17 protein-coding genes are annotated in these 17339 nt (G+C 74.1%); 10 read left to right on the top strand and 7 right to left on the bottom strand.

From position 1 onward, the window contains the following. Nucleotides 1-270: 270 nt before the first annotated feature. The 3 genes from ACWCPN_RS32670 to ACWCPN_RS32660 all read right to left on the bottom strand — a co-directional run bounded on the left by ACWCPN_RS32670 (nucleotide 271) and on the right by ACWCPN_RS32660 (nucleotide 3878). Nucleotides 271-891, bottom strand: coding sequence for a hypothetical protein (locus tag ACWCPN_RS32670; RefSeq protein WP_451213712.1), 621 nt, complete (start codon nucleotides 889-891; stop codon nucleotides 271-273). A gap of 183 nt (nucleotides 892-1074) precedes the next feature. Next, nucleotides 1075-1767, bottom strand: coding sequence for a response regulator (locus ACWCPN_RS32665; RefSeq protein ID WP_451213709.1), 693 nt, complete (start codon nucleotides 1765-1767; stop codon nucleotides 1075-1077). A 365-nt stretch (nucleotides 1768-2132) separates the two neighbouring features. Further along, nucleotides 2133-3878 (bottom strand): GAF domain-containing protein, encoded by a 1746-nt coding sequence (locus ACWCPN_RS32660; RefSeq protein WP_451213706.1) that lies wholly within the window; start codon nucleotides 3876-3878, stop codon nucleotides 2133-2135. A gap of 271 nt (nucleotides 3879-4149) precedes the next feature. Between ACWCPN_RS32660 and ACWCPN_RS32655 the strand changes: the two genes are divergently transcribed. The 6 genes from ACWCPN_RS32655 (at nucleotide 4150) to ACWCPN_RS32630 (ending at nucleotide 9210) form a co-directional block, all read left to right on the top strand. Further along, nucleotides 4150-5130 carry a GNAT family N-acetyltransferase gene (locus ACWCPN_RS32655; RefSeq protein ID WP_451213703.1) on the top strand — a complete coding sequence of 327 codons (981 nt, stop codon included), beginning with the start codon at nucleotides 4150-4152 and terminating at the stop codon, nucleotides 5128-5130. Beyond that, nucleotides 5127-6476, top strand: a complete 1350-nt coding sequence (locus ACWCPN_RS32650; protein ID WP_451213701.1) for an ABC transporter substrate-binding protein — start codon at nucleotides 5127-5129, stop codon at nucleotides 6474-6476. The genes ACWCPN_RS32655 and ACWCPN_RS32650 overlap by 4 nt, the downstream gene beginning before the upstream one ends. Further along, nucleotides 6470-7435: a carbohydrate ABC transporter permease gene (locus ACWCPN_RS32645; protein WP_451213698.1), complete on the top strand. Its 966-nt coding sequence runs from the start codon at nucleotides 6470-6472 to the stop codon at nucleotides 7433-7435. The genes ACWCPN_RS32650 and ACWCPN_RS32645 overlap by 7 nt, the downstream gene beginning before the upstream one ends. Beyond that, nucleotides 7432-8301, top strand: coding sequence for a carbohydrate ABC transporter permease (locus ACWCPN_RS32640; RefSeq protein WP_451213695.1), 870 nt, complete (start codon nucleotides 7432-7434; stop codon nucleotides 8299-8301). Before ACWCPN_RS32645 ends, ACWCPN_RS32640 begins: the two co-directional genes overlap by 4 nt. A 108-nt stretch (nucleotides 8302-8409) precedes the next feature. Further along, nucleotides 8410-8706: a hypothetical protein gene (locus tag ACWCPN_RS32635; protein WP_199212972.1), complete on the top strand. Its 297-nt coding sequence runs from the start codon at nucleotides 8410-8412 to the stop codon at nucleotides 8704-8706. Nucleotides 8707-8862: 156 nt separating this feature from the next. After that, nucleotides 8863-9210, top strand: coding sequence for a tetratricopeptide repeat protein (locus ACWCPN_RS32630; RefSeq protein WP_199213743.1), 348 nt, complete (start codon nucleotides 8863-8865; stop codon nucleotides 9208-9210). Between the two features lie 49 nt (nucleotides 9211-9259). On the opposite strand, the gene ACWCPN_RS32625 is transcribed toward ACWCPN_RS32630, so the two are convergent. Continuing rightward, nucleotides 9260-10663, bottom strand: coding sequence for a PepSY-associated TM helix domain-containing protein (locus tag ACWCPN_RS32625; RefSeq protein WP_451213692.1), 1404 nt, complete (start codon nucleotides 10661-10663; stop codon nucleotides 9260-9262). A 132-nt stretch (nucleotides 10664-10795) separates the two neighbouring features. Here ACWCPN_RS32625 and ACWCPN_RS32620 point away from each other — a divergent pair, with 132 nt between their 5' ends. Next, nucleotides 10796-11440 (top strand): peptide deformylase, encoded by a 645-nt coding sequence (locus tag ACWCPN_RS32620; RefSeq protein ID WP_451213689.1) that lies wholly within the window; start codon nucleotides 10796-10798, stop codon nucleotides 11438-11440. Nucleotides 11441-11448: 8 nt separating this feature from the next. Here the strand turns inward: ACWCPN_RS32620 and ACWCPN_RS32615 are convergent, their stop codons facing one another. Continuing rightward, nucleotides 11449-12879, bottom strand: a complete 1431-nt coding sequence (locus tag ACWCPN_RS32615; protein WP_451213686.1) for a dihydrolipoyl dehydrogenase family protein — start codon at nucleotides 12877-12879, stop codon at nucleotides 11449-11451. 151 nt (nucleotides 12880-13030) lie between these two features. Between ACWCPN_RS32615 and trxA the strand changes: the two genes are divergently transcribed. Beyond that, on the top strand, nucleotides 13031-13405 hold the full coding sequence (gene trxA / locus ACWCPN_RS32610; protein WP_351667863.1) for a thioredoxin: 375 nt from the start codon (nucleotides 13031-13033) through the stop codon (nucleotides 13403-13405). Between the two features lie 98 nt (nucleotides 13406-13503). Here the strand turns inward: trxA and ACWCPN_RS32605 are convergent, their stop codons facing one another. Beyond that, complete coding sequence (locus tag ACWCPN_RS32605) at nucleotides 13504-14550, bottom strand: LacI family DNA-binding transcriptional regulator (RefSeq protein WP_451213683.1); 1047 nt, start codon at nucleotides 14548-14550, stop codon at nucleotides 13504-13506. A 150-nt stretch (nucleotides 14551-14700) separates the two neighbouring features. Here ACWCPN_RS32605 and ACWCPN_RS32600 point away from each other — a divergent pair, with 150 nt between their 5' ends. Then, nucleotides 14701-15363, top strand: a complete 663-nt coding sequence (locus ACWCPN_RS32600) for a TetR/AcrR family transcriptional regulator (protein WP_451213680.1) — start codon at nucleotides 14701-14703, stop codon at nucleotides 15361-15363. Nucleotides 15364-15386: 23 nt separating this feature from the next. Further along, entirely contained in the window at nucleotides 15387-16526 is a 1140-nt protein-coding gene (locus tag ACWCPN_RS32595) for an FAD-dependent oxidoreductase (protein ID WP_451213677.1), read from the top strand. Nucleotides 16527-16563: 37 nt separating this feature from the next. Here the strand turns inward: ACWCPN_RS32595 and ACWCPN_RS32590 are convergent, their stop codons facing one another. Further along, entirely contained in the window at nucleotides 16564-17244 is a 681-nt protein-coding gene (locus ACWCPN_RS32590; RefSeq protein ID WP_365124812.1) for a TetR/AcrR family transcriptional regulator, read from the bottom strand. Nucleotides 17245-17339: the final 95 nt, after the last annotated feature.

The following is a 17339-nucleotide window of genomic DNA, read 5'->3' as shown; positions in this document are numbered from 1 at the left end:
GCCAGATCCTGCACGCCCCGCGCACCGGCACGGTCGTGCGGTACGAGTCGATGGACACCATCGGCGGACCGTTCATGTTCGGCGTCCGCGTCTGATCCCAGGGGCCGCGCAGCCGGTCCTCGGTGACACCGTGCGGTCTCCGGGCACCGCGCCCGAGAGGGGCGGATGCCCGGGGACGATCGGTCCCGGGGCCGGCGTCGTCCGCCGGGCGTCCGTCACCGCGGCGGGCCGCCGGGAGGGCCCCACGAGGGGGCCGTCCCGGCGCGGGGGTCAGCGCAGCCAGGCGTGGTCGCGGACGACGGGGAGGCGGGCCCACAGCCTGCCGAGGCCCCAGGTGGTGCCCGCGCCCGCCGCGGCCACCGCGATCAGCGCCGACGCGTAGATCACGTGGTAGTCGGCGAACGGATTGGTCGACATGCTCGGCGACCCGTCCGACAGCCGCTTGGCCGGGGGCCACTCGGCCAGCCACATCAGCGCCATCATCGCCGACCCGGCCAGCGCGGCCGGCCGCAGCGCCACACCCGCCATGACGGCCGCCCCGATACCCAGCAGACCGAGCATGAACAGCCAGTCCGCCCAGCCCGCCCCGGCCCACGCGTGGAACGTCGACTCCATCGGCCCCGCGGCCACGGAACCGAGGAAGCCCTTCGTCGGTGACCCGCCGTCGGTCCAGCCCCGGCCGGAGGCGGTGGCGTAACCGAGCCCGAAGGTCTTGTCCAGGAACGCCCAGAGGAAGACGAACCCGGTGAGCAGCCGCAGCGAGGCCAGGGCGTGGTCCCGCGCGGTGTGCGTGACGAGGCCCGCCGGGGCGGCGACCGCAGGGCGGGTCCGGGGGCCGCGGGAGAACAGGTGGAAGCCCGCGGTGCGGTGAGAGTGCTCGTGCACGGCCATGACGGCGTTCCCTTCCGGGAGTTGAGGTCTTCGTCCGCTTGACGCCTCTCACTCTCGCGGCGTGCCTCGGCCCGCACCCGGTGCCGAAGGGCTCCGGCACCGGGGCTGAACGTCCCTGTCCCCCGGGCCTGTCGGCGGAAGGATGCCCCGGCCACCGTGCGCGGCCGGGGCACCGCCACCGCGTCAGCCGCCGGCGCGCTTCTGGCGGCCCGTCACCTGGGTGGCGATCACGGCGGCCTGGACGCGGCGCTCCACGCCGAGTTTGGCGAGCAGCCGGGAGATGTGGTTCTTCACCGTCTTCTCGGCGAGGTAGAGCCGCTGCCCGATCTGGCGGTTCGTCAGCCCTTCGCCGATCAGAGCCAGGATCTCCCGTTCGCGGTCGGTCAGGCCGGGCAGCTCGTCCGGCTCCTCCTCCGGCTCCTGGTCGCCCCGCAGCCGGGCCATCAGCCTGGCGGTGGCGCTCGGGTCGAGCAGCGACTGGCCGCGGGCCACGGTGCGTACGGCGGACACCAGGTCCGAGCCGCGGATCTGCTTGAGGACGTAGCCGGAGGCGCCCGCCATGATGGCGTCCAGCAGCGCCTCCTCGTCGTCGAACGAGGTCAGCATGAGGCAGGCCAGCTCGGGCATGCGCGAGCGCAGTTCCCGGCACACGCTCACGCCGTCACCGTCGGGCAGCCGGACGTCCAGCACCGCCACCCGGGGACGCAGGGCGGGGACCCGTACCAGGGCCTGCTCCGCCGTACCGGCCTCGCCGACGACCTCGATGTCCGGCTCGTCGTTCAGCAGGTCGCGCACACCGCGCCGTACCACCTCGTGGTCGTCCATCAGGAAGACCCGGATCGGGTCGCCGGGGCCCTGCCGCTCGCTGTCCGCCATCGATCGCCTCCTGTTGCCGCGCGGTAGCTCTTCCGTGCGGGCCGGAACCGGCAGGCCCTGACCCTCCCCCAGTCTCCCGCACCCGGCCCGGCCGAGGCGGCGACCCGCTTCTCCCGACCGAGGGGCGCGGGCGGGGCCGCCCGGAGGCCGAGAGGCCTTCGGCGCCCGGCGCGACCCCGACCGGGGACGCGTCACCGGAGGTCTCGGCCGGACGGGGATCCGGCCGTGCCGGCGGCGCGCGGCCGGCCGGCACAACGGCCCCGGCCCCGGGGTACCTCAGGGACGCGGTGGGTCCGGCAGGACGTACCGCCCGTCGCCGCGGTCCGGCACGGTCGGCCGGCGGTGCGCGGTGCCGGGCGGCCGGGTCAGCCCCCCTGGCCGGTGGCGTCGCGGGCCGGCAGCGGCACCGTCCACTCCAGGCGCGTACCGGCCGGGTCGCGGCGGGCGACGCCGAAGGTGCCGCCGAGTTCCTCGGCGCGGCTGCGCAGGTTCGCCAGGCCGCTGCGGCGGGTGACGGCCGGGTCGATGCCCCGGCCGTTGTCGGCGACGGTCAGCCGCAGCGTCCGGCCGGCGGCCTCGGCGGTCACCTCCACCGCGGTGGCCCCGGCGTGCCGGGCCGTGTTGGACAGGGCTTCGCGGAGCACGGCGAGGGCGTGACCGGCGTGCGTGCCGGGCACTTCGGTGTCCAGCAGACCGGTCATGCGCAGCGCCGGGGCGAAGCCGAGGCTCTGGGTGGCCTCGTCGGTGACGACCAGCAACTGGGCGCGCAGACCGCCGGTCCGCTGCTGCCGGTCGCGGTGCTGGAGGCCGAAGACGGTCGAGCGGATGATCTTGATGGTGTCGTCCAGGTCGTCGACGACCCGGGCGATGCGCTCGGACACGGTGGGCAGGTCGCGGACGTGGCCGAGCACCGCCTGCAGGGCCAGTCCGTCGGCGAACAGGCGCTGGATGACCTGGTCGTGGAGGTCACGGGCGATGCGGTCGCGGTCGCCGAAGAGGGTGAGCTGCTCGGTCTCCTGGCGGTGCTCGGCGATCTTCAGCGCCAGGGCCGCCTGGTCGGCGAAGGTGTAGACCATGTCGAGGACGGATTCGCCGAACGGCGGTCTGCCGGGCAGGTTGGCCACCTGAAGCACCCCGCGCACGCGTTCGCTGTCGCCCACGGGCACGAAGAAGGCGGGGCCCAGACGCACCACGGAGGCACTGCCGCCGGATCCCCGGGCGTCGTCGCTGAGGGCCTCGCTGGTGATGGGCTCGCCGGTGGCGAAGACCTTCGCCGCCAGGGCGGTCGTCGGCAGCGCCAGACCGAGCACCTTGTCGGCCGCCTCACCGGCCGCGGCCTCCACGATCAGGTCGGGTCCGGCCCCCACGGGCAGGGCCAGCGTGACGAGATCGGTGCCGGTCATCCGCCGTACGGTGTCGGCCAGTGAGCGCAGGATCTCCTCGGGCGGCTCTCCCGAGAGCAGGGAGCGGATGACGTCCGCGCCGGCGGACAGGCGGCGCTCGCGGTGCCGGCTGTCCCCGTACAGCCGGGCGTTGTCGATGGCCACGCCCGCGGCGGCGGCCAGGCTCCGCAGCACCACCTCGTCGTCGGCGTCGAACGGCTGCCCGTCGCGCTTGTCCGTCAGGTAGAGGTTGCCGAAGACCTTGTCGCGCACCTGCACCGGGGCACCGAGGAAGGTACGCATGGGCGGGTGACCGGGCGGGAACCCCACCGCGTCCGGGTGATCGCCCAGGTCGTCCGTGCGCAGCGGACGGGGGTCGCGGATGAGCAGACCGAGCATGCCCCGGCCCTGGGGGTGGTGCCCGATCCGCGCGATGGTCCCCTCGTCCATGCCGACGGTGATGAACTGACGGATCGTGCCCTCTTCGCCCAGCACGCCCAGGGCGCCGTAGCCGGCGTCCACCAGGTCGACGGCGGACTGCACGATACGGCGCAGCAGGTCCTCCAGGTCGAGGTCGCTGCCGATCGCCATCACCGCGTCGAGCAGCGTCTGCATGCGGTCCCGGCCGCCGCGCACCCGCTCCACGTGTTCCTGAAGCTCGCTCAGCAGCGCGTCCATGCGCAGCGGTACGACCGGGCCGGAACCCCCCTCCGCCGACCGCTCCTCCATGCCGGTGCCCCCGTCCTCTCCTGCGACCTCGGGAGACAGGATGCCCCAACGGCCCTGTCGGAGAACAGCGTGGCCTGATACGCGGGACCGCGTGGACGAGACGGCGCGACCCGGTGGCGGATCATTGCTTATGGGCGTGACATACCATTAGATTTCGGGCATTCGTTTTGAGATGCGACCGGCAGGACGGGGCCCAGGGGGCGATCCCGCACCACCCCTGACCCCGGGCCCCTGGCACCGGCCTCAGACACCGGGAAGGACCACCCCGTCGATGACCGATCTCACGACGGCCTCACGGACCGCGATCCGGGGCTTCCGCGCCGGCGACGGACCACCGCTGGTGGAGGCCTGGCGCCGGAGCGCGCCCGCCGACGCCGTCACCGCGGACCGCTTCCGCTCCCTGGTGCTGCTCGACCCCAACTTCGACCCCGAGGGCCTCCGGGTCGCCGTCGACGGCGGCCGTGTCGTGGGCGCCGCCTACGCGGTGCGCAGGCTGACGCCGCTGGCCGGCACCGACCTGGAGCCGGAGCAGGGCTGGATTCCGTTCTTCTTCACCGACCCGGACGCCCGCGGCCGGGGCCTGGGCCGCCGGCTGCTGACCGAGGCCCTGGACTGGCTGCACGGTCATGGCCGCACCCGGGTGGACTTCTCCTCGTACACCCCCGACTACGTCCTGCCCGGCCTGGACGCCGAGGCCTACCCGGAGGCCGCCGCACTGCTCGGGTCCCTGGGGTTCCGCACGCTGTACGAGGCGACGGCGATGCACCGCGGCCTGGTCGGCTACCGCCTCCCCGACGACGTCGCGCGCCGGCTGGGCGGACTGACCGCCCGCGGCCACCGGTTCACCACTCCGTCCGACGACGACCTGGTGGACCTCCTCGCGCTCGCCGGCGGCCACTTCGGCCCGGACTGGGCGTGCACCATCCGGGCGTGTCTGACCGCGGGCACACCGCTCGACCGGATCGTCGTCGTCCGGGACCCCGCGGGCCGCCTGTCCGGCTGGGCGATGCACGGGGCGTTCGACGGGGTGGACGAGCGTTTCGGCCCGATCGGGGTCCGGGAGGAGATGCGCGGCACCGGACTCGGCGAGGTCCTGCTGCACCTGGTCCTGGAGCGGATGCGGGCGCGGCGCGCGCACTCCGCGTGGTTCCTGTGGACCGGCGCCCGGTCCCCGGCGGGCCACATGTACCGCAAGGCCGGCTTCAGCGACACCCGGGTGTTCCGGGTGCTGCGCCGGGAGGCCGCTCTATGACACCCGGCCGCCGGCCCGGGGCGGCGGGCCGGCTGAGCCGCCGTCACTTCGCCCTCGCCCTGCCCTCGGCGCTGCTCGCCTCCGGGTGCGCCGCCCCGCACCGGGGCACCGGCCGGCCCGGGGACCCGATCGAGCTCACCCTGCTCTCCCACTACGCGAGCGGGGAGCTGAAGCAGGCCCTGCAGGGTCCGGTCGACGAGTGGAACGCCACGCACGACCGGGTCAAGATCCGTACGAAGGCGGTGGAGTTCACCGATCTGCTGACCACGTTCATGGTCCGGCAGGCGGCGGGCCAGGGCGCCGACATCCTGCACCCGTACTGCCTGTGGAACGGCCAGCTCGTCCGGGCCGGCGTCCTGCGGCCCGCGCCGCCCGAGCACGCCGAGGAGATCGGCCGGGGCTACGGCGCGGCGGCGGTCCGCGCGGCCTCCGTGGGCGGCCGGGTGTACGGCTATCCCACCGAGGCGCAGACCTACGCGCTCTACTACAACAAGCGGCTGCTGCGCGCGGCCGGCCTCGACGGACCGCCGCGCACCTGGCGGGAGCTGGAGGAGGCGGCCCGCCGCACCGCCCGGCGGGACCGGTACGGCAACACGCTGGTGCAGGGGTTCGGCCTGTCGGTCTACGACGACTCCACCACCGTCGGCCAGACCCTGGCCCTGCTCAACGCCGCCGGCGGCAGGTTCGTCTCCGCGGACGGCCGGCGCACCGCCATCGACTCGGCGGCCGGCCGGGCCGTGTTCGGCCTGGAGCACCGGCTGGTGGTGACCGGCGCCAGCGCGCCAGGCGTCAACGTCTACAAGGCGTTCCCGTCCGGGCAGGTGGCCATGGTGATCAGTGCCGGCTGGTGGACCGGGAGCCTGAAGGAGCTGATGGGCGCGGGCTACCGGGACGTCGGCGTCGCGCCGGTGCCGGTGCCCGAGGCGGACGGCAGGCGCGCCACCCTCTCCACCGGCTTCATGCTGGGGGTCAACGCGGCCAGCGAACACCCGCGCGAGGCATGGGAGTTCCTGCGCTGGCTCAACACCGAGAAGGTGGGCGTGAAGGGCGCCGGGCGGGGTGCGACGGCGACCCGGATGAGTGCCCTCCAGGTCTCGGTCGGCTCCCTGACCGGCCGGGCCGACGACATGCGGAACCTGCTGAGCGGGGGCGGCGATCCGAATCTGCGCCCGTTCCTGGACGCGCTGGCCTACGCGGTGCCCGAGCCGAACGTACCGGGCGCACAGCAGGCCAAGTCGCTGCTGCGCAAGAACATCGAGGCGCTGTGGACCGGTCAGCGGTCGGTCGACGAGGCGCTGCGCAGCACCCGCCGGCAGGTCGACCAGGAGGTGGCGCGCTCATGGTGAACACCCTGGCGCCGGAGACGGCCGGCCAGGCGGACCTGGGTACCCGGCACGCCGGTCCTCCCGCCGCCGGACGCCGCGGGCGGGCCCGCCGCCGCCAGACCGCCGTCGCCTATCTCTTCCTGGCCCCGACGCTGCTGTTCTTCGCGGTCTTCCTCCTCCTTCCTCTCGGTTTCGCGCTGCTGCTGTCGATGTCCCGCTGGACCGGGTTCGACCTCGGCGACATCGATCCGGTCGGCCTGGACAACTTCGCCGGCCTCCTCGCGGACGGGTCGACGTTCCTGACGCCGGTCCTCACCAACACGCTGCTGTACGCGCTGGGCACCGTGGCCCTCGCGCTCACCGGCTCCGTGCTCGTCGCCACCTGCATCGACAAGCTGCGGTTCCAGGGGCTGTGGCGCACCCTGTACTTCCTGCCGATCGTCACGACCGTGGTCGCCGTCGGCAACGTGTGGAAGTACATGTACGAGCCGGGCGGGCTGGTCAACGGCGTGCTCAACGCCATCGGGCTCGACTCGGTGGCGTTCCTGCAGGACCCCGGCACCGCGCTGCCGTCGGTCGTGGTCGTCCAGGCCTGGGCGTCGGTCGGTACCGCGATCCTCGTCCTGACCGCCGGCCTGAAGTCCGTCCCCGGGTCTTACTACGAGGCCGCGGCGCTCGACGGCGCCGGGCCCGTCACCGTATTCCTGCGGATCACCCTGCCGCTGCTGCGGCCGTCCCTGCTGTTCGTGTGCGTGACCCAGTTCCTGACCGGGCTGCAGTCGTTCGCGCTGATCATCGTGATGACGAAGGGCGGGCCGGGCGACGCGACCGCGGTCGCCGCGCTGGAGATGTACCGGCAGGCCTTCAGCTACGGCGACTGGGGCACCGCGAGCGCCGCCGCCTTCGTGCTGTTCCTGGTGGTCCTCGTGGTCACCCTGCTGCAGTTGCTGCTCTTCCGGCGCAAGGGGGAGGACGCGTGATCCGCCGCCGTTTCCCGTGGCTGTCGTACCTGCTGGTGGTGAGCGGCGCCGTGCTCACCATGGTGCCGTTCCTGGACATGGTGATGACGTCCTTCAAGGGACCGGGCGAGTCCGGCACCCTCCCGTACCGCTTCCTGCCGAAGGCGTTCGACCTGTCCAACTACCGGGCGGCCGTCGAGCAGCTCGACCTGCCGGTGCTCTTCCGCAACAGTGTGGTCGCCACCGCCGTGATCACCGCATCGGTGCTGGTGACCTCGTCGCTCGCCGGGTACGCGCTCGCCAAACTCCGCTTTCCCGGACGGGACTTCGTCTTCCGCCTGGTGCTGTCGACGATGATGTTCCCGCCGTTCCTCTTCTTCATCCCGCACTTCCTGATCCTGGTGCACTGGCCACTGGCGGGCGGGAACGACGTGTTCGGGCGCGGCGGCGCCGGCCTGACCGTCAGCATCGTGGCGCTCACCATGCCGTTCCTCGTGAACGGGTTCGGGATCTTCCTGATGCGCCAGTTCATGGTGTCGATCCCGGACGAGGTGCTGGAGGCCGCGCGCATCGACGGGGCCGGCGAGTTCGCCGTGTGGTGGCGGATCGTGGTGCCGCAGACCAAACCGGTCGTGGTGACGCTCGGGCTGCTGACCTTCGTGGACGCCTGGAACGAGTACATCTGGGCGCTGCTCGTCTCGACCGCCGACCCGGACGTGATGACCCTGCCCGTCGGCATCCAGCTCCTGCAGGACTACGTGGACCCGTCCCGCACGATGCCCATCGTCATGGCCGGCCTGGTGCTGAGCATCCTGCCGGTGCTGATCGTCTTCCTGCTGCTGCAGAAGTACTACATCCGCGGGGTCATGCTCAGCGGCCTCAAGTGACCGGTCTCCCGACAGGCCGTCCGCCGGGAGTGGGCACACACTGGATCCGTGCGGAGGCGGGCCGCCGGAGGCAGAGCCGCGCCCGCGTTCACGAGGGAGGCCGGAATCATGGTCCAGACATCTTGGACGACGCAGGGCGTCTTCACGGGGCCGGGAGGCGTCCGTACCGACGAGGCCGGGATCGTCACCGGCGACCTGACCGTGCACACCACCTGGGACGCCAGGCAGGCGGTCGTGCGGGTCCAGTACACCGGCACCTCCCTGTGGTACACGCTGACCGGCAGTCCCGTGCCCTGCTCCTCGCAGCCCGAGAGCCGGGACCTGCACCAGGCGGTGGTCGAGGCCGTCCGGGCCGGCGGCGGCGCCACGGTCCCGCGCTACGACCGGCAGTGGGCCCGTCCCTGACCGGCGGGGACCGTGCCCGCCGCACGGGTGTCCGCCGCCGGGAACCCCTGCGACGACCGGTCCGGCGGTCGCCTGCACCCGACCCCGAGTTAGTGGAATATTGAACTATCGCCTTCCGTTGTGGCCTCCCGAAGGAGGTCATCAGTGGAGACGCGAGTGGAGACCACGTACTACGACCAGGGCACCCCGGCCGAGCGCTGGGAGCGCGCGGGGCTGTTCTTCGACGCCGAGGACTACGCCGGCGCCGCGCGGGTGCTGGCGCGGCTGGTCGAGGAGGTGCCGGAGCAGACCGGGCCGCGGCTGCTGCTGGCCCGCGCCTACTACCACTCGGCCCAGCTGCGCCGCGCGGAGGCCGAGCTGCGGATCATCGTGGAGCGGGACCCGGTGGAGCACTACGCCCGGCTGATGCTGGGCCGTACGCTCCAGCGGCAGGCCCGGCACGACGAGGCGGCCCCGCACCTGCGGATCGCCGCGGCGCTCGCGGGCGACTTCCCCGAGGAGTGAGCAGCGCCGGTTTGGGGCCCGGTTCCGTACGGGAACCGGGCCCTTCGCGCTATCTCGCGCCGGGCGCGCTCCGGTACGTGCGCCGCCCCCGCCGGTACGCGATCTCACCGAGGACCACGTCCACGGCGACGAAGGCGGCCAGAGGGATGCCGAGCAGCGGCACGAACCAGCCGAGGACCGCGATCGCGGCCAGCGCGGGGACGACGACGTACGGCGACACCTGGGCCCAGGCGCCGCGCGGGACCGGGCGGCCGAACGCGGAGCCCCGGCCCCGCTGCCACCACATGCGGTAGCCCCACACGATCAGCAGGACCAGGGAGAGGGCGAGCAGGGCGAGCGCGATCTGGTTGGCGAGTCCGAAGAGGACCCCGGTGTGCAGGTCGATCCCCCAGCGGGTCAGCTTGGCGAGCACGGGGTAGTCGGCGAAGCGCAGTTCGCCGGTGATCTCACCGGTGGCCGGGTCGACGGCGACGGCGTCCTGCTTCCCGGGCCAGTCGCGCCGCACCTGCTTGACGACGTACGCGCCGCCTTCGCCGGCGGGCGGGACGATCTCCACCGGGCCGTCCAGTCCCTCGGTCCGGGCCGCCGCGAGCACCCGGTCCAGGCCCACGCCGTGCTCGGCGGTGCCCCCGGCGCCGGCCGCCGCGCCGTGGCCCGCGTGCTCGCCCCCGCTCACGGCCGCCGACAGCGTGGGCGTCGCCTGGCCGAGCGTGGTGCGCAGGTCGCCGATGTGGCCGCCGGCGTACGTCGACCAGGTGAGGCCGGTCGCCGAGAGGAACAGGAATCCCGCGGCGGTCCAGGCGCCGACCGTGCCGTGCAGGCCGAGGGTGCGGCGCCGGCCGCCGGTGCCGCGCAGCCTGCGCAGCGCCCGCCGCCGGGAGAACCACAGCGCCAGTCCGCCGCCCGCTGTCACCCACAGCCAGCTCGCCGCGAGTTCGCTGTAGAGCCGGCCGGTGTCGCCCAGGTGCAGGTCGCGGTGGAGCTCGTCGATCCAGGTGCGCAGCGGGAGGGCGCCGGTCGAGCCGTACTGTTCGAGCGCGCCGCGGATCTCCCCGGTGTACGGGTTCACGAACACGGCGAGGGTGTGATCGGCGTCCACTCCCTCGACGCCGGAGAGCAGCACCCGGGTGGTCGATCCCGCCCCGGGTGCGGGCCGGACGGCCGCGACGGTGCCCTCGGGATGGGCCACGCGGGCGGCGGCGACCTGGGCGGAGACGGGCAGTTCCCGCTCACCGGCCGGCACCGTCAGCTCATGGCGGTACACGATCTTCTCGGCCTGGAAGGAGCCCGCGTAGAGCAGTCCGGTGACGGCGGCGACCAGCAGGAACGGGGCGACGAGCAGTCCGGCGTAGAAGTGCAGGCGCAGGACGAGGGGACGCAGCGGGGCCCAGTGGCCCGGGGCGGGAGCCGGGGCGGGGGCCTCGTCCCGGGTGGGCGAGGGAGCGGTGGACATCGGCGGGCTTCTTTCGGGGAGCGGTTCTCCAGCGGTGACGGTCCAGTAGTCGGGCCGGAAGAGCGCCGAGTTCCCCGGGGTGTTGGTGACCTGTGCCACATGGAATCCGGGCGGGCGTGGCATTCTGACGCGATGGCACCTCCCAGTGATCAGGCACCGCTCGCCGAGCGTGTCGAGGAACTCCTCGCCGCCGGCGGCCCCTTGCCCATCGTCGCGGCCGGACGGCCGGTTCTCAGGCGCGGCACCGAGCCCTACGAGGGCCAGCTCGGGCCCGCCCTGCTGGCCCGCTTCGTCGAGGCGCTGCGCCTGACCATGCACGCGGCGCCCGGTGTGGGCCTGGCCGCCCCGCAGGTCGGGATCGCGCTGCGGATCGCCGTCATCGAGGATCCGGCGCCGGTGCCGGAGGAGGTGGCGCGGATCCGGGGCCGGGTGCCGCAGCCGTTCCGCGTCCTGGTCAACCCGTCGTACGAGCCCGTGGGCGCCGCCCGCGCCGCGTTCTTCGAGGGCTGCCTGAGTGTGCCGGGCTGGCAGGCCGTGGTGGCCCGGCACGCCGAGGTGCGGCTGCGCGGGGAGGACGAGCACGGCTCCGCGCTGGAGGAGGTGTTCACCGGCTGGCCCGCCCGCATCGTCCAGCACGAGACGGACCACCTCGACGGCGTCCTCTACCTCGACCGTGCGCAGCCGCGCTCGCTGTCCACGAACGAGGCGGTGGCGGCCCTGTGGGCCCAGCCGGCACCGCTGGCGGCGGCCGAGGCGCTCGGCTTCGAACTGCCGTAACGCGCCTCTCAGTTGTCCCGGTAGGCCTCCAGCAGCCGCAGCCACACCTCGCTCAGCGTCGGATACGACGGGACGGCGTGCCAGAGCCGGCCGACCGGGACCCGGCCGGCGACCGCGACGGTCGCGGAGTGGATGAGCTCGCCGACGCCGGGGCCGACGAAGGTGACCCCGCGCAGGATCTCCTCCTCCAGGTCGACGACCATGCGGGCGCGGCCCTTGTAGCCGTCGCCGTACAGGCCGGCGCCCGCGACCGAGGAGAACTCGACGTCGACCGCGCGGACCCGGTGCCCCGCCTGCTCGGCCTCGGCCAGGGACAGCCCGACGGCGGCGGCCTCCGGGTCGGTGAAGACGACCTGGGGTACGGCGTGGTGGTCGGCGGTGGCCGCGTGGGCGCCCCAGGGCTCGTCGGACGGTTCGGCGCCGGTGGCGCGCGCGGCGATCGCGGCACCCGCGATCCGGGCCTGGTACTTGCCCTGGTGGGTGAGGAGTGCGCGGTGGTTGACGTCACCGACCGCGTACAGCCAGTCGACGCCCTCGACCCGGAGGCTGTCGTCCACGTCGAGCCAGGAGCCGGGTTCCAGGCCGACGGTCTCCAGGCCGATGTCCCCGGTCCGCGGGGCCCGGCCGGTGGCGAAGAGGATCTCGTCGGCCTCGACGCGGTCCCCGGCGCCGGTGACGACCACGACGGTGCCGTTCTCCCGGGAGACGGACTCGACGGACGTCCCCGTGCGGACGTCCACGCCCGCCTCGGCGAGCGCGTCGGCGACCAGTTCCCCGGCGAACGGCTCCATGCGGCTCAGCAGGCCCTTGCCCCGCACCAGCAGGGTGACCCGGGAGCCGAGGGCCTGCCAGGCGGTGGCCATCTCGGTGGCGACGACCCCGCCGCCGACGACGACCAGCCGGCCGGGGGCCGCCTTGGCGCTGGTGGCCTCGCGGCTGGTCCAGGGCTTGACGCCGTTGAGGCCCGGCAGGCGGGGCAGCCGGGCGCTGGTGCCGGTGCAGACCGCGACGGCGTGCCGGGCGGTGAGGGTGGTGACCGTGCCGTCGGGGCCGGTCACGGTGACCGTGCGGGGACCGGCGAGCCGTCCCTGGCCGCGGTGGAGGTCGGCTCCGACGCCCTCCAGCCAGCCGACCTGGCCGTCGTCGTGCCAGTGCGAGGTGTAGTCGTCCCGCCGGGCGAGGACCGCGGGGGTGTCTAGGGAGCCCCGAACCGCCTGTTCCAGGCCGGGCAGGCGACGCGCGTCCGCCTGGGCGATCACCGGCCTCAGCAGTGCCTTGCTGGGCATGCAGGCCCAGTACGAGCACTCGCCGCCGACCAGCTCGCTCTCCACGACCGCGGTGGTGAGGCCGGCCGCACGGGTGCGGTCGGCGACGTTCTCCCCCACGGGCCCGGCCCCGAGCACCACGACGTCGTACGCGATGGATTCCGTTTCCGTCATGGGGTCAGTCTGCTGGGTGGTTGGCACGCAGGCCACACGGGTAGGCGCGCGGGACACGCGCGTGCCCGAGCGGAACACTCGTGGAATAGGCGGGCGGGCCATCGTGTTCTCGCCGTCGGCACACCCCACACCAGGAAGAGGGAATCAGGCCATGAGCAGCACTGTGGAGCTGACCAAGGAGAACTTCGACCAGACCGTCACCGAGAACGAGTTCGTCCTCATCGACTTCTGGGCGTCCTGGTGCGGGCCGTGCCGTCAGTTCGCGCCGGTCTACGAGAAGGCCGCCGAGGAGAACCCCGACCTGGTCTTCGGCAAGGTGGACACGGAGGCCCAGCCCGAGCTGGCACAGGCGTTCGGCATCCAGTCGATCCCGACACTGATGATCGTCCGGGACCAGGTCGCGGTCTTCGCCCAGCCGGGCGCCCTGCCGGAGGCCGCCCTGACGGACGTCATCGGGCAGGCCCGGAAGCTGGACATGGACGAGGTCCGCAAGAGCATCGCGGCCCAGGAGCAGCAGGGCGAGTAGCCCCCCCCCCGGCGGCCGGTTCCGGTACGGCCCGTGGCGCGTGTCGTGCCACGGGCCGTACGCGTACCCGCGGGCGGGCGGCCGGGCCGGTGGCGCGGTCAGCCGGACTCGCGGGGGACGAGGGAGGCGCCCAGCACCCGGTGCACCTCGGGCTCGGCGCCGGGTTCGCGGACCGCGCGGTCGACGAGTCCGGCCAGGTCCCGCCCGGAGGGCAGCTCGACATGGACGGTGCTGAGCCGCGGGCGCAGCAGCCGGCCGAGCATCAGGTCGTCGGCGCCGACCACGGCCACGTCCTCGGGGATGCGGACGCCCTCGTCCTGGAGGGCGCGCATCAGCAGCATGGCGTACTCGTCGTTGTAGGCGAACACGGCGTCGAGGCCCGACTCGCGCCACCGGGCGGCCAGTTGTGCGGCGGCCTGCTCCGTGTACGCGAGCGGCAGCGCGGTCACGGTCGCGTCCGTGCCGCGCAGTGCCCGGCGGACGCCGGCGAGCCGGGGCCGGGAGAACGCCTCCAGGCCGGGTTCCTCCGGGACGATCACGCCGATCCGGCGGCGGCCGCGGGCGCGCAGACGGGCGCCGGCGCAGTGGCCGACGGCCTCGTGGTCCATCAGCAGGGCGTGGGCGCCCTCGACCCGCTCGGGACCGAGGGTCACCACGGCCCGGGCACCGGAGCGTCTGAGGACGGCGACGCCCCGCGGGCCGAGCCCCGCGCCGGGGACCAGGACCGCGACGGGACGCAACTCGGCCCAGGCGCGGGCGGCTTCGTCGCCCTGGAGGCCGACCGAGCCGTACTGGACGACCGTGTAGTCGAGGCGGCCGAGGGCGGACTGCAGTTCGGTGAGGAAGCGGCTGTAGAGGGGGCCCGCCGGGATCGCCGGGGCGGGCATGAGGACCGTCCGGCTGTGCCCGGCCCGCAGACTGCGGGCGGCGGCGTGGGGCACGTACCCCAGCTCCCGGGCGGCCTCGTGGACGCGACGGCGGGTCGGTTCGCTGATCCGGACGGCACTGGTGTTGTTGAGGACGTAGGAGACGGTCGCGCGCGAGACGCCCGCCAGCCGGGCCACGTCGGCACTCGTCGGGACGGAGTGCGCAGCGGGCACCGCGGACGGCGGCGTGTTCGGTATCTGCACCATGACAGACCGCATCTTGGCAGAGGCGTCCGGACGGGGGTGGAGCGGGGGAACGTCGTTCATCGTTCGACGAACAGGCGGCACGACGGGTGCACGTCCGAGAGGGTGAACGAACATGTTCGCTACGAACTTGTTCGTCCCGAACATGTTCGTTACTCTGGCGGCATGACAGAAACCCCCCGCTCCCGCCGTGAACGCCCCGCCAAGCCGGCGCTCAGCCGGGAGGGCATCGTCGCGGCCGCGGTCGCGGTCCTGCGGGCCGAAGGACTGCGGAAGGTGACCATGCGACGGCTGGCCCAGGAGCTCGACACCGGTCCCGCCTCGCTGTACGTCTACGTCCGCAACACCGACGAGCTGCACGCGGCCGTCCTCGACGAGCTGCTCGGCACCGTCGCTCCCGCCCCGGCCGGTGGCGACTGGCGGGAGCGGCTGGAGCAGGTCCTCACCGACTGCACGCTGATGCTCCTGGACCATCCGGACCTCGCCCGCTCGGCGCTCACCGCCCGGCCGAGCGGCCCGCACTACCTGGACCTGATCGAGACGCTGCTCGCCCTGCTCGCCGAGGGCGGGGTGCCGCGCGACCGGGCCGCGTGGGGCGTCGACCTGCTCCTCCAGCACGCCACCGCGACCGCCGCGGAGCACGCGGGCGAGAAGTCCCCCGGCGACTGGCAGGCGCTGGACAGCGCGCTGCGCGGGGCGTCGGAGGACACGCATCCGCACATCGCCGCCTCCGCCGGCGAGCTGCTGTCCGGCGCCCCGCGGGCCCGGATGTCCTGGGCCTTCCGGGCACTGATCGAAGGCATCGAGCGCACCGCCGTACCCGACTGACCCGAGCCCCTGAGGAGACCACCATGACCATCCCCCACCACCCCGTCGCCGTCGTCGGCGCCGGACTCGGCGGACTCGCGCTCGCCCGGGTGCTGCACGTGCACGGCATCGAGGCGACCGTGTTCGACGCGGACGCCTCACCGGCCGCACGCACGCAGGGCGGCATGCTCGACATCCACGACGACTCCGGCCAGGAGGCGCTGCGCGCGGCCGGGCTGCACGAGGCGTTCCTGACGCGGGTGCACCCCGGCGGTCAGGCGCTGCGGGTCCTCGACCGGGACGGCACCGTCCACCTGGCGGAGACCGACGACGGCACCGGAGGGCGCCCCGAGATCGACCGCGGCGAGCTGCGCGACCTGCTGCTGGCCTCCCTGCCGGAGGGCACCGTCCGCTGGGGCGCGAAGGTGACCGGCGCCCGCCCGCTCGGCGACGGCCGGCACGAGGTGGCGCTCGCGGACGGCGGCGCCTTCACCACCGCCCTGCTGGTCGGCGCGGACGGCGCCTGGTCCCGCGTCCGCCCTCTGCTCTCCCCCGCACGGCCCGCGTACACGGGTGTGTCGTTCGTCGAGGCGGACCTGCTGGACGCCGATGTCCGGCATCCGCGGGCCGCCGAGGTGGTCGGCGGCGGCATGCTCTTCGCGCTGGGCGCGGGGCGGGGCTTCCTCGGGCACCGCGAGAGCGACGGCAGCCTGCACGTGTACGCCGCCGTCGAGGCGCCGGAGGACTGGCTCGACGGGATCGACTTCACCGACACGGAGACGGCGAAGGCGAGCGTGCTGAAGGAGTTCGACGGCTGGCACGAGAGCCTGCGGGCGCTGGTGGCGGAGGCGGACGGGGCGCTGGTGCCGCGGCGGATCCACGCCCTGCCGGCCGGCCACCGCTGGGACCGGACGCCGGGGGTCACCCTGCTCGGCGACGCCGCGCACCTGATGTCGCCGTTCGCCGGCGAGGGCGCCAACCTCGCGCTGCTCGACGGCGCGGAGCTGGGCCTGGCGCTGGCCGCGCGCCCCGGGGACACCGAGGCCGCGCTCGCCGCCTACGAGGAGCGGATGTTCCCGCGCGCCGAGGCGTCGGCGGCGGAGTCGGCGCGCGGCGGCGAGACGCTGTTCCGGGCCGACGCCCCGCACGGGCTGCTGGAGATGTTCGCCGGCCACGACGGCTGATCCGATCCCGGCCGGCAGGGCCACGGCCGGGTACGTCTCAGGCGGGCGGCTCCGTGCCCGTCACCCGGGCCACGAGATCGGTCCAGCCGGCCTCCAGCCGCTCCATCGGCATCCCGCACTGCCGGGTCAGATGGTGGATCTGGGCGGGGTCGAGGTACGCCAGCAGGGTCAGGCAGAGCAGATCGCAGTCGGCGCCCGGCACGAGTTGCCGCAGCAGCATCGTGACGTGCGTGCGCAGCGCCTGGACCGCGGGGTGGGAGAACCGGCGGTCCGGCTCCGGCTGGGCGGCGAGCTGGAGGTCGAGCTGCTCGGCCGAGCGGTACAGCACCGCCACGCCGAACGCCCGCAGCCGGTCGAGGGGCGGCGCGCCGGGGCCGAGCGGCGGGGGTCCGCAGAGGAAGTCGGCCTGCAGCCGCCTGCCCGAGTGGTCGAGCAGGGCCGTGAGCAGCCCCGTGCGGTCGCCGAAGCGGCGGAACACCGTGCCCTTGCCCACCTGCGCCGCCGCCGCCACGGCCTCCATGGTCACGCCCGCCACCCCGTGCTCGGCGATCAGCCGGGCGGCGGCCTCCAGCAGCCGGGCCCGGTTGCGGGCGGCGTCGGCGCGCAGGCAGGGCTCGCCGGGGCCGGACTCGACCTCCAGCAGTTGAGGCGTGTCGTAGGGCTCCTGGGGCTGCGGGAAGGGGGGCAGGGCGGCGGACATGAAGCAAGCGTAAAGCATCGGGAACAAAACTGGACCGCGGTCCGGTTAGCCTGGTAGAAAAGCTAAGCGGACCTCGGTCCGGATCTTACGGCGACGTTTCAGCCCCCCATTGG

It is taken from the genome of Streptomyces sp. NPDC002386, assembly GCF_053593175.1.
Note: the sequence above shows the minus strand (reverse complement) of the source record. Positions and strands in the feature narration are given on the sequence as shown.

Excerpts from the sequence above, each read along its gene's own strand:
- ACWCPN_RS32605 (WP_451213683.1), bottom strand. The coding sequence starts at position 14,550 with ATGCGGTCTGTCATGGTGCAGATACCGAACACGCCGCCGTCCGCGGTG.
- trxA (WP_351667863.1), top strand. The coding sequence starts at position 13,031 with ATGAGCAGCACTGTGGAGCTGACCAAGGAGAACTTCGACCAGACCGTC.
- ACWCPN_RS32655 (WP_451213703.1), top strand. The coding sequence starts at position 4,150 with ATGACCGATCTCACGACGGCCTCACGGACCGCGATCCGGGGCTTCCGC.
- ACWCPN_RS32645 (WP_451213698.1), top strand. The coding sequence starts at position 6,470 with ATGGTGAACACCCTGGCGCCGGAGACGGCCGGCCAGGCGGACCTGGGT.
- ACWCPN_RS32590 (WP_365124812.1), bottom strand. The coding sequence starts at position 17,244 with ATGCTTTACGCTTGCTTCATGTCCGCCGCCCTGCCCCCCTTCCCGCAG.
- ACWCPN_RS32625 (WP_451213692.1), bottom strand. The coding sequence starts at position 10,663 with ATGTCCACCGCTCCCTCGCCCACCCGGGACGAGGCCCCCGCCCCGGCT.
- ACWCPN_RS32595 (WP_451213677.1), top strand. The coding sequence starts at position 15,387 with ATGACCATCCCCCACCACCCCGTCGCCGTCGTCGGCGCCGGACTCGGC.
- ACWCPN_RS32615 (WP_451213686.1), bottom strand. The coding sequence starts at position 12,879 with ATGACGGAAACGGAATCCATCGCGTACGACGTCGTGGTGCTCGGGGCC.
- ACWCPN_RS32670 (WP_451213712.1), bottom strand. The coding sequence starts at position 891 with ATGGCCGTGCACGAGCACTCTCACCGCACCGCGGGCTTCCACCTGTTC.
- ACWCPN_RS32660 (WP_451213706.1), bottom strand. The coding sequence starts at position 3,878 with ATGGAGGAGCGGTCGGCGGAGGGGGGTTCCGGCCCGGTCGTACCGCTG.
- ACWCPN_RS32650 (WP_451213701.1), top strand. The coding sequence starts at position 5,127 with ATGACACCCGGCCGCCGGCCCGGGGCGGCGGGCCGGCTGAGCCGCCGT.
- ACWCPN_RS32635 (WP_199212972.1), top strand. The coding sequence starts at position 8,410 with ATGGTCCAGACATCTTGGACGACGCAGGGCGTCTTCACGGGGCCGGGA.
- ACWCPN_RS32600 (WP_451213680.1), top strand. The coding sequence starts at position 14,701 with ATGACAGAAACCCCCCGCTCCCGCCGTGAACGCCCCGCCAAGCCGGCG.
- ACWCPN_RS32665 (WP_451213709.1), bottom strand. The coding sequence starts at position 1,767 with ATGGCGGACAGCGAGCGGCAGGGCCCCGGCGACCCGATCCGGGTCTTC.
- ACWCPN_RS32620 (WP_451213689.1), top strand. The coding sequence starts at position 10,796 with ATGGCACCTCCCAGTGATCAGGCACCGCTCGCCGAGCGTGTCGAGGAA.